Below are 11694 nucleotides of genomic sequence, written 5' to 3'. Positions count from 1 at the left end.
GAGCTGGCAGGACACACAAGTCTCACCATTGAGCTGACAACCGAGCTTAATGGCGTAGGGTCACATCAACAATACACGCACACACTGGGTGTCGAGGATATATAAAGCAAGGCATCAATACAAAATAACGCCGTCTTCTGCTACAGAGTTAACGAACAAAATCTGTCATTATACCAATGAGTTAAGTTGCGCCTTTTCGGCTTAAGGCGCAATGCATTGGGGAAGTTCGTTCGTGATGAAGTATATCGAAAAGCAAATTAAGCACTGCGACCACTGCGAGCAATTAACGGCGCACTATCGCAAACGTATTGCGTTAAATGGTTTGAAGGTTTTAATTCATTTAACGTTAACGCTTTTAAGCTTAGGTATTTGGCTACTGTTGGTATTCATTTGGCTGCTTTTTGATATGAAGGCGGGTGAATGGAAATGCTATGAATGTGAAATTCGTAAAATGACCAAAGAAACCACAAGCTCACCCATTAACAAAAAGACCTATAAAATTATTAAGGATAAATTATGTCATTCAGATTGATAACGTTAGCGGCAATTGTGGTAATGGCTTCAGGTTTAATACATAACATAGCGACATACCTTAGAATGTGTTCTGGTCATGACACTAATATGCAAACCGACAGGTAGCCATGTATTCCGCTACACTAATTTATGAATATGAGCTCTACATCTCATTGGTTAAACAACCACCAGTTTGTAAGCCGATATACCATGAGGGCGCGTATCTTGAACATAAAATTTTCTTATCAAGTGTCGCGCCCTTTTTTATCAAGTGTCGCGCCGCGCTACAGGTTATTAGCTCGACGCTCTGGTTCAACCCATGTCAGAGGATAAAGAAATCGCGCTGGCTCAGAAAAATCCTCTGCATCCAACTCATAATCGTCGGCATATTTTCCTTTAAGATTGATATATTCGTTTGGTGTTTCAGCACAGCCAAACATCAATGATGAAACGGCAAGTATTAACGGTAACTTTAGAACGGTCATTTGTCTAAGCACAACATTTCCTATATTTATCTTACAATTAAACCGGGAAATGTATTATACCAAATTATATAATCCTGATGAATCATTGTGTTAGCTATGATGAGCGAATAATAACGCACACAACTTATGCAATGACAATAAAGTTTGCCCATAACGCCAACGCCTATTCGTCCGTCGAGGTATATCCTTGTTTTGGTGAGTTAGGCTTGTGAGGAAAAGCCATTTTTAGTCGTCCATCAGAGACCATAGGCTTCAAATAGTTTTGCCGTAAGCTTTGAGGCTTACGATCTAATAGCATTTCCAATACAGATACGGAGATGTAATGTTCTCGACATAATTCAGTAATCAGAGACTTCATTGTCTCTGTATCTAATCGGTGCTGCTCTCTAGCTGGAGCACCTAAAGCGTTAAGTTGTTGTCGGAAAACCTCACTTAATGCTTCCAGACTATCAATAAATGGCTTATCGATTAAGGCACTGATAAACCTACCTTTGCTGTCTCTAACATCACTAGTATCATCAGTGTTATTGTCGTTATGCGTTAAGTTATTAACTTTATGCGTTAAGCTGTCGACGTTATGCGTTAAGTTACTTGTTGGGGTTAACGCATTAGAAAAAACATCTTCAGGTGATGGAGGCTCCATTCCAGGTAAACTATACGATTTATCTCTTTTTTCTCCGCTTGCTACTAGAAAACCTTTATCAACAAGGCGAGGTAACGTTAAAGTGACGTCTCGTGAATGTTTACTGGTTAACTGGCAAGCACGCTCATGGTTAACCCAGCCTTCAATTGCTGCCGTTACAACGATCATTTGCTCAAGCTCATTCAGTGAATAGAAGCTATTACCAAACATCACTGCTAACAGTTGAGTTACTTCTTCCGGGATAAGACTAGCCGTAGATAGCTCTAATAATGTTTGCTCTGATGGCTCGTATTTTTCATACAGTTTGGGAGTTCGCCATTTAGCCCACTCCCAGCCGCTATATATCTTAGGGATACCAGAACCCGCTCGTTCTCCCGCACCGATCATCAGAAACATCTGATGCATTCGGCGATTACGACAATCACTTTCTCCGCCTTTAACTGCTATTTCAGGGGGAACGCGCATCAATCCAGGATTACGAAAACCAAACAAGTCAGGGCGTTTAACAATCAGGATAGAGCTACGTCCGGTGTAATCAGCATGAACGAGGGTATTCACTAATGCTTCACGAATGGCTTCATGTGCTTTTGAATCATCTAAGCGAATACCATCTTGAAGCTCAAATGGCACCTTTAAGTCTGTGACTAATTTCCGGTAGGTACGACGATAGAAATCAAAGACATTTCCGGACCAAGAACCATCAGGATACACACGGTCAATCCAGCGTTCAACACTGGCTTCATCTCGTTCTCGATAATCAACAAAGTAATTGGGGACTGCATCCTGAATTGCATCCCAAGTACCAAACATTAAAACTCCCGCTAACGTGATACCTTCAATACCAGCCTGACGGTCTTTACGCCATCCACCCAGCTTTTTAAACAATTCAAACAGGTCTAATTCCAACCACGGATGTTGAGGCTTTGCTACAGCAAATAGGTTCTTGTATGCCTTCAAGCTATCCATATCGATATCAGTAAAGTCAAAGCCTGTGAGAATCTTATCGTCCCGGCTATCCTCAACCTGTTCAGCCATCATCCGCTTGACCTGTTCCTCACTACAACGGTGATCACCCTCATGTAAACGAGTATACGTTTCCTTCATTGGCTGATTTTTCAGATAAACAGGCTTTTGGTCTCGGCGAGCGGCAGGAATTTTTATCACTAATAATGATTTACCATCAATACGAACGGCTTGAACGTTATCATCGGTCAGCAAATTAATATTTACTTTGGCATTGTTACCCACAATATCAAAAAGTTGCTTGCGAACCACCTCGATTGCTTCAATCCCAGCTAAGGTCAGTTGCCCCTTTTTCTCTCGAACACCAAGAACCACATAGCCGCCTCGAGAGTTCGCCATTGCACTGTAAGTTGGCCAAAAATCATCAGGTAATTTACCTTTGCCATCTTGCCCTTGAGCTAATTTAAATTCCAGCTCTGCTGACTCTGACAAAGTTTGAAGATCGACTAAATCCTGTATTTGAAACATATCGCTATCGCTTATCACCTGATGTTTTTACGAACCTGCTGCACGAATTCCAGTTCAGAAAATGCATTCCAACTAAATAGGAGCCCCAAATTTTTACTTGTTGGTCTGACGCTTCGGCTTCACCGCCTCACGCTCTACTTTTATCTTTGCCAACAAAGCTTCAGCAGAGTTATCTCCCGAGATCAGTTCAGGGTTATCTTTACGCCATTGCTCGGTTAGTTCGCCACGGAATGCTTTGGCGAGGATAGACTGGATGAGGTTGTTAACCCTCTCTAGAGCATCCTCAATTTTCTTTTCGATAATCTCGGAATAAGCCATGCACTGCTGCACTTTGCGTACAATCTCATTTTGTGTATCAAGATCGGGAACATCTATTTCAATAGACATTATATGCTTAGAACCAACATTACCCTGATTGACACCACCTGTTTCACCTTTGAAGAAGTCGTTTCTAAATTGATCTGAACGCAGAATAATATTTAAATACATTGGGGAAAGTTTATGGCATTCAGGAATAATTCTTCCAACCCGCTGGTTGATTAGAATATTTTTCTGCTCCTCCACTAAACAGGAAAAACCATAGTCTTTTTTAAATCTTGTTCCCGTCATACTTATCAACGAATCCCCAGCATTAGGTATAAACTTGCTATATTCAGTTGCCATAGCTTCGTCAATAAATGCTGGGGCATTCTCAAGAGCTAAGCGACCCTCTCGAATGTTTCCAAGTTTTACAACTTGAAACTCTCCCTCAGCCTTAAACCAACCACTTTTAAATGCAAAACCATTTTGAAAAGTAGCTACATCGCTTAATTTTACGTGATTAAAATTCTCAACACGATCCTTCGTCAACTTCCCACTTACCGCAGCAGCCAGCACCGATTGACGAAATTGTTTCAGTGTTTCTAAAGTACTTTCAAGGCGAGCTTTGGTTGTTTCAACCTGAGCAAATAAGATATCCAATTTTTCTGCAATGACTTTTTGTTCAGCTATTGGAATCATCGGAGCATCAAAGCTTTCAACAAAGGCTCTTGGTACACGTCGTAGGCCAACTGCCCCAGTCATGTTTGCCGCACCATCATTCGCAAATTTTTGTGTTTTGATTAGCGCAAATAAAATCTCAGGCAAAACGTAAGGAGTATGAGGCCTTAAGACATAAAACTCCGAGCTTCCTGCACCTATACCATTGGGCAATCCATCAACAATAGCTGCTTTACCATTTTCAAAACAAGGTGTTACCTTGGCAAAGAGAACATCTCCGTTTTGAAAGTTAGTGTAAGACTTCTTGATTTCTTTCCAGTATTTCTCTTCATAACGCAATGAATCAGAAAATGAAATCGGAGCTAAGGCCATTGGCACAAAGCCAGATATTGTATCTGGTTCTGCATCTATTTTTTTGGGGTTAACTTGGGCTACATCAGAGATTGAGCAAGCTACCCAGTCAGATGGAAAATTAACTTCTGACATGACTATACTTCCTCGCCAAGTTCTGCAAGCAAGTTGTCAATTTCAGCCAAAGCATCATTCAATTGTTGCTTGGCTTCTTTTGCCAACACACTAGGCTCAGGAAGGCTTGAGGCATCGAAACTGTTTTTGTCCTTTAACCAGCTAATATCAAGAGAATCGCCTTTGCTTTGACGAATCCAGTCGCGACTAAAACAACGCCAACGGCTATGTGCTAAATCATTATCAACATTCTGGTTTTCTTCGCTAGCGGACTTATCGACTTCAATTTCAAACGCATCGAATGACCATTCCCCCTCTTGGCGCGGACTTTGACCATTGGCATCCTCACCATAGACCTTTTCAAAGGGTAGAAGGTGACTGTCATTAAATGGATTGCGCTTACCAAAGCTAGGCATATTGGTACGAAGATCATATACCCAAACGTTTTCTGTGCAGTTTTCCTCTTGCAACTTGTCCTTTGCGCTACCTTTGGTGAAAAAGAGCACATTGGTTTTAACACCCTGAGCGTAAAAAATACCGGTTGGTAAACGCAGGATGGTATGAAGGTTACATTTATTCATTAAGTCACGACGAACATCGGTACCTACACCTGATTCAAATAAGACGTTGTCAGGCAGCACAACCGCAGCGCGTCCACCCGACTTCAAGTTGCGATAGATATGCTGCAAGAAAGCGAGTTGTTTGTTGCTGGTTGGATAGGTGAGATCATCTCGGGTGATAGAGGCTTCACCACCTTTACTGGTGCCAAATGGCGGGTTGGCAAGAATAATATCGGCTCTTTCAAGGCTAGCACCCACTTGCCCTAACGCATTGCCTAAATGCACCACACCTTCATCATCGCCTTCCATACCATGCAGTAAGCAATTCATTAATGCTAAACGGCGCGTTGAAGGAACCAACTCAACACCAACAAAGGCTTTGTCTTTTTGGAAACGTAACTCTTGATTAGTCAGATCAAAATAATCATCGGTTTGTTCACGAATGTAGCGGTCGGCTGCGATTAAGAAGCCTGCAGTACCAGCCGCTGGATCTTGTATCTTTTCACCCTTTTGAGGTTTGATACAGCGCACCATCGAATCAATCAAATCACGAGGAGTAAAGTATTGCCCCGCACCCGATTTGGTTTCATTGGCGTTCTTCTGTAATAAACCTTCATACAGGTTACCTAAACCGTCTTTTTGCGCACTGAACCAGTCAATTTGATCCAGAGACTTAATCAACTGCTCTAAATGGCGAGGTTCACGCAGGCGAGTCTGAGCATCTGCATATATAGCACGAATAAGTGGGTCATTATGGATTTCCACTTCTTTAGTTGAACCTGGATTTTCAGGGTCAGCTTCAACTCGCTTACCCGTAGATAGTGCAAGCAAGATAGCTCGATAATCATTCAGTAAATTGATGCCAGATTTGGAATTCAAATCCGTCCACTGACAACCTTCCGGTAGCGTATATTTATCTAATACCTTAGCTTCCGTGTTCTCATGAACCATTTTAATAAAAAGTAACAGAACGAGTTCTGTTACATAATCAGAGTAGTTAATACCGTCATCACGCAGTACATCACATAGGTTCCAGAGTTTTTGAACGATATTATCGTTAGTCATTCTATTTCCTGATTTTTGTTTTACATGGCAAGATGCCAAGACAGTTCGTTGTTAATTTGCTGCTTGTGCTGGCCACATAGCATCATTTAGCTCAGATAATACGTCATCCAGCTTATTGACTAAAACTTTATCAAGCTGTTTAGCGCCGCCTTTTTCAGCAAACCGTTCATTGACATACTCACGATCAACGATCACCTCATGCACCAGTTGCTTAGCCAGACGCTCAAGCCATTTTCTCTGATTTGGTGTCCACTTGTGACTGCTATAAATACTGTCCATAGCCTGCATCACGCGCTGCTCAAATGGCACTAATGGCTCACCTAATGCAGCTCGACGAATGTGCCCAAGAATACTCGCTGCAATATCTTGATTCGTTTCCTCTCGAATCGCAGCTCTTAGTTTAGCTTCTGAATAGCCTTCACCATCAAGCAACAACTTCACTTCTTGAAGCTGTTCTCGGGTTAAATCTCTTGGCTTATTGACAATGACAGCTAATGCCGCGGAGTGGTTAAGCTGTCGTTTAATAAACTGTTCGAAGTCTTCTAAGTAATCCCCGGGACGTTTATTAGCACCATAATCCTGCCGACGATCTCGTATTTCATCTTCATGATTAGAGATCACTGGCTTTCTTTCACTACCAATTAACGTCACCACTTCTTCCAACTGGCTGAGTAACCCTGAATGCTGCTGAACAAACTGAGATGCCTGCTGAGGACCGAGCTGATACAAATGTTTATGCAACAGCTTAGGCTCCACTCCCCAAAGCGTCTGTAGCTCATTCAGTTTCTCTCGAAGCTCTGGTTTAGCATCAGCCTTTTTCTCAGCTTTTCGCAGTACACGCATCACTTTCTGAGTTAACTGGCTCAACACCGCGTCCGCTTGCGACTCACCTTGTTGGTCTCCGGGACTACTTAGCGCCTGCTCTAACTTCTCAGGGTCAACCAATTCATCGACAAGCTGTTCAATAGTGATGTTGGGGTCTTTTACCAAAGGCTTCATGGTATTGACCTCACTCAAAGCAGCATAGATATCGACAGGGTCATAAATGCGGAAAACCGTCTTACCGATGTCATCACATCGGCGTGTTGCACGGCCAATCATCTGCTCATAGAGGATGCGGGATTTCACTCGACGTAAGAACACAAGGTTACAGATTCTAGGCACATCGATACCTGTTGTTAGCAAATCCACTGTGATTGCAATGTTCGGGTAAGTTTCGTTTTTGTATTTGCGAATCAACTGATCTACTTTGTCACTTTTCCCCGTAATTTTCTCTACAGCCGCCTGGTTATATTCATCTTCATACAAATCTTTAAATGCCTCGTCTAAAAGGCGCTTAACCATATCAGCGTGCAGATCTGTGGCACAAAAAATCAGCGTTTTCTCTTCACCAAATGGGTCAAGTTCTTGGACAAGCTGCTCACAGATCACCCGGTTAAAATTCTCATTAATCACTCTACGGTTAAAGGCATCTACCTCAAACTGCAGTTCATCCTCTAGTTCAGCTGATTCCACCTCACCTGTTTGAGTATTGATTGCGGAGACTTTATCGCCCTTGTCAAAATGAATGCCTTTTTGAGTCAATAAAGTTTCATATCGTACTGGAGGTTCATGGTCGATAAGCCAATCAGCTGCAACGGCTTCTCTGTATGAGTAGGTGTAAACAGGCTTACCAAAGATCTCACTGGTATGTTTGGCAGGAGTCGCTGTTAAACCGACCTTAACCGCATCAAAATAATCGAGTACACGACGATAACTAGAAAGATACTGACCAGCATCACGAGTTGCTAGTTCACCTTCGGTCATCTCTTGATCCAAGGTATAACCACGGTGAGCTTCATCAACAATAATACAGTCAAACTCATCAATGGCTGGCGGGGTATCCGACATAAAAATGCGCTTAACCATTGCCTGAACTGTTGCTACTTGAACTCGGGTTTCCGCTTCAGCAGCCATATCGCCCAACTCGGCAATGTTATAGATTTTTGATAGCGTCTGGTTTTGCTCCAACGGCATCTCTTTAAAAGTGTCAGTCGCCTGATCACCTAACGCAGTGCGGTCAACCAAAAACAGGATTCGTTTAAAACGTTCAGATTTTAAAAATCGGTACATTAATCCGACGATAGTGCGTGTCTTACCGGTACCAGTCGCCATTGCAAGCAATGCTGTTCGAATATCTTTTGCTAGCGTACTTTCTACTGCATGAATAGCTTTTTCCTGATAATCCCGCAGTTTGAGATAACTAAATCCCTCTTGCTGCAATTTACATTCGGCAATTTCTTTATTTCGCTTAAGTAAATCAATAAGACCTTCTGGTGTATGGAACTCTTGTAAGGCTCTTTTGGTATTGCTTGGTTTGCGAACATCCCTAAACCACTTTCCAGATTGTTCTGCTAACTGGGGGATATACGGACGCCCATTACAAGAATAGACAAATGGAACCTTGTGGTGGCCTTCATCCTCATCTGGCCATGCAATAGTAAGTCCTTCTAACTCCCAAGCGCCCACCATTGAAGAATCAACCTGGAATCCTCGGCTATATCGTTCTGCCTGAGTGATTTTTCCGGCTACATTGGTGTTTTCTTTTTTGGCTTCAACCACAGCAATAGGTGTCAAACCAAGGAACAATACATAATCAGCTCGACCATTCTCACCATTATGTCTAGTGGGCCATTCTGCAATTGCCTTATTTATGCCTTTTTCAGGTCGAGTACCATTTTTGTAAGTTAGCTCCTGACTGTCTGCCGTCCAGCCTGATTCTATCAACTGTTGATCAATGAGGATGCGTGTGAGTTCCTCACTTAAAACTATCTGTTGGCTAGCTTTACGTGTTTTTGTACTTACTTGTTGCTTCTGAGTTGCCGTGTCTTTTTCATCTTGTTGCTCAAGTTGCTGCTGCAAAGCCTGAAGCTTCGTTTCGTATTCTTTCTTTTGTTTGATTAGCGCGCTTTCATGCTCAGTGGCTAAGTCAGCAAGCTGCTTAGATTCTTCATCCATCGCAAGCGCTAAAGCTTCATACTCCGCTTTTTCTTGTGCGATAAGATCATGCAATTGTTTACTGGAATCAAGTTCAACATTAGCTTGTGTAAGGTCGGATTTGAGCTTCTCAATTTCTGATTGTAATTGGCGTAATTGATTACTTGGATCCTGAGGTGAAATAAACGCCCCTGGTTTGAATTGAGTGCCTTGTTTACCGAAAGATTGGTGAAACCATATGGACAGCGCTCGAGCTAATTTCAGTCCATCTAAGGCTTCTTTATGTTGTGTTTTGAACTGATGAGTTGCTTTGTTGCCCTCAATACGAAGAGTATGGAATAGCTCTTTAACAACGGGTTCAAATTTCAGTTCACGGTTGAGACGATAGATGAGGTCGGCTTGTGTAGTTTTATCATCGAACTCGACACCAACCAAAACGGCAATATGTTGGGCAATCGCTTCTCCAAGCTGACGAAGCTTAATTAACGTTGTGTTTGGGTCACTAGAGAAAGCTCGCTCTGCACCTATCGCCAACTCAAGAAACAACGGGTCATGTTCTGCTAAAAAAGAAAAATTGCTCGTGCTCTTAATATCCATATATCAATCCGTTAACCAGCGTCATCGGTCAATATTAACACGAATCGATATATGTAAAAGGTAGCTTATACACACTCTTAGCTGGATGACATTCGTTATTTTCTCGAGTTAATCCATTGATAATAAGCTTGTAGAGTTAAAGGAAGTCCAATAACGTTTACCTGAAATTATCCATACTACGGGCAAACTTTATTATCTTTACATCACTAAACATGCTGCCCGGCCACAAATCCGGACGCCCAGGCCCACTGGAAATTGAACCCACCCAAATGGCCGGTAACATCCATTACTTCGCCGACAAAAAACAAGCCTTTGATCGCTTTGCATTGCATGGTTTTTGATGAAAGTACATCGGTGTCTACACCACCAAGAGTGACTTCTGCGGTTCGATATCCTTCGGTGCCATTGGGTGCAACTCGCCACTGCTCCAGAGTCTCTTTTATCGCTTGCAGCTCTTTAGGATTGAACTGTTTGAGAGGCTTATCCACCAGCAATTTACGCTCGATAAACACTTCAACCAAGCGTTTAGGCAGTACACGAGCTAAGGTGTTCTTGAGCGTCTGATTCGGATGTTTTTCACGCGAGCGGGTTAATAGCTCATCCACATCGACTTCCGGCACCAGATTAATCGTGATCGCTTGTCCCGGTTTCCAGTATGAAGAGATTTGTAAAACGGAAGGTCCAGACAAACCGCGATGAGTAAACAGCAGCGCTTCTTTAAAGCTTTTGCCGCATTCTGCCTGAATTTCAGCCACAACGGCGATACCGGAAAGCTCCGCTAGTGCGTCTTTATCTTCAACATGCAGAGTGAAAGGCACTAAACCTGCGGTCGTTGCAATCACCGGCAGACCAAACTGCTCAGCAATCTTATAGCCAAAAGGTGTAGCGCCCAGCTTTGGCATTGAGAGCCCGCCCGTGGCTACCACTAAGGATTCACACTCAATATCACCTTGTGTAGTGTGCAGATGAAAGCCCTGAGCGGTTTGCTGAATATCCAGCGTTTCCACTTGATAGTGCTGAGTAATGTTGGGCAAATCGCACTCTTTGAGCAGCATATTGACGATGTCTTTTGCCGAATCTAAACAGAAAAGCTGCCCGTGAGATCGTTCTTCGAACTCAATACCGTATTTGCCCACCATCGAAATGAAATCCCAGTTGCTGTATTGGGAAAGCGCTGACTTCACAAAATGCGGATTGCGGCAGAGGTAGTTTTGAGCCGAGACATCGTAGTTGGTGAAATTGCAGCGACCACCGCCAGAAATCAGGATTTTACGCCCTGGTTTTTTTGCATGGTCAATCGCCATCACGCGGCGTCCGCGTTTTCCGGCTTGTGCCGCACACATTAATCCAGCAGCGCCTGCGCCTATGATGACAACGTCTACTTTTTCACTCATGACTCATACCATCCTAGGTAAAAATATGATCAAATTGGGCATTGGTGGAACAGCGAATGGGCATCGAACACAAACACGCATAGACCCTTCCATGGGGCTCCGCTGAGCCATCCTTGGCTCAGCGGGTTTGCTTATCGATGCCCATTCACTGATCAGAATTTTTTCCAGAATGGTATCACTCTCGATCGCAAATCGAGTAGGGTGAGGCGTTACCGCCTCATCCCTCTCACAGAACCGTACGTACGGACCTCGTATACGGCTCATGCATACTTCCATTCAGCATAATTGCTAAACACATACCCTGTTCCTACTTGCTCAAGATTTACCAACCCCAGTTCGTTGAACCATTGGTTTGGCATCGCATAACTGGCTTGCTGACTTTGCGCATTTCTCCAACTACTCATTCGGATAAATCTAAACGGCGGCTTATATCCAAGCTGTTTTAGCCTTCTGTGCAACCGCTCCGGTTTCTTCCATAATTTCAGTTGGATACTGCGAAGTCTTCGTCTCAGCCATCCTGCTATCTT

The 11694-nt window shown here is 43.1% G+C and carries 7 protein-coding genes and 1 pseudogene; 1 reads left to right on the top strand and 7 read right to left on the bottom strand.

What is annotated here, in order from left to right:
• Positions 1-235 precede the first annotated feature (235 nt).
• Positions 236-532: a hypothetical protein gene (locus tag ACK5MF_RS18220; RefSeq protein ID WP_416923945.1), complete on the top strand. Its 297-nt coding sequence runs from the start codon at positions 236-238 to the stop codon at positions 530-532.
• A gap of 265 nt (positions 533-797) precedes the next feature.
• Here ACK5MF_RS18220 and ACK5MF_RS18215 read toward each other — a convergent pair whose 3' ends face one another.
• From ACK5MF_RS18215 to ACK5MF_RS18185, 7 genes and pseudogenes are all read right to left on the bottom strand, one after another.
• Entirely contained in the window at positions 798-1010 is a 213-nt protein-coding gene (locus tag ACK5MF_RS18215) for a hypothetical protein (protein ID WP_416923944.1), read from the bottom strand.
• A gap of 151 nt (positions 1011-1161) precedes the next feature.
• Positions 1162-3132, bottom strand: coding sequence for an RNA-binding domain-containing protein (locus ACK5MF_RS18210; protein WP_416923943.1), 1971 nt, complete (start codon positions 3130-3132; stop codon positions 1162-1164).
• A gap of 93 nt (positions 3133-3225) precedes the next feature.
• Positions 3226-4596, bottom strand: a complete 1371-nt coding sequence (locus ACK5MF_RS18205) for a restriction endonuclease subunit S (protein WP_416923942.1) — start codon at positions 4594-4596, stop codon at positions 3226-3228.
• 2 nt (positions 4597-4598) lie between these two features.
• Complete coding sequence (locus ACK5MF_RS18200) at positions 4599-6200, bottom strand: N-6 DNA methylase (protein WP_416923941.1); 1602 nt, start codon at positions 6198-6200, stop codon at positions 4599-4601.
• Between the two features lie 51 nt (positions 6201-6251).
• Positions 6252-9773, bottom strand: coding sequence for a type I restriction-modification system endonuclease (gene hsdR, locus ACK5MF_RS18195; protein ID WP_416923940.1), 3522 nt, complete (start codon positions 9771-9773; stop codon positions 6252-6254).
• Between the two features lie 206 nt (positions 9774-9979).
• A complete protein-coding gene (locus ACK5MF_RS18190) occupies positions 9980-11167 on the bottom strand; it encodes an NAD(P)/FAD-dependent oxidoreductase (RefSeq protein WP_416923939.1) in 1188 nt (395 codons plus the stop codon).
• A 260-nt stretch (positions 11168-11427) separates the two neighbouring features.
• Positions 11428-11694: pseudogene (locus tag ACK5MF_RS18185) on the bottom strand (group II intron reverse transcriptase/maturase); the annotation flags it as partial.

This window comes from Vibrio sp., assembly GCF_047973365.1.
Taxonomy (GTDB): domain Bacteria; phylum Pseudomonadota; class Gammaproteobacteria; order Enterobacterales; family Vibrionaceae; genus Vibrio.
The sequence above is the reverse complement of the archived record's forward strand: the minus strand, read 5'-3'. Positions and strand labels throughout refer to the sequence as shown.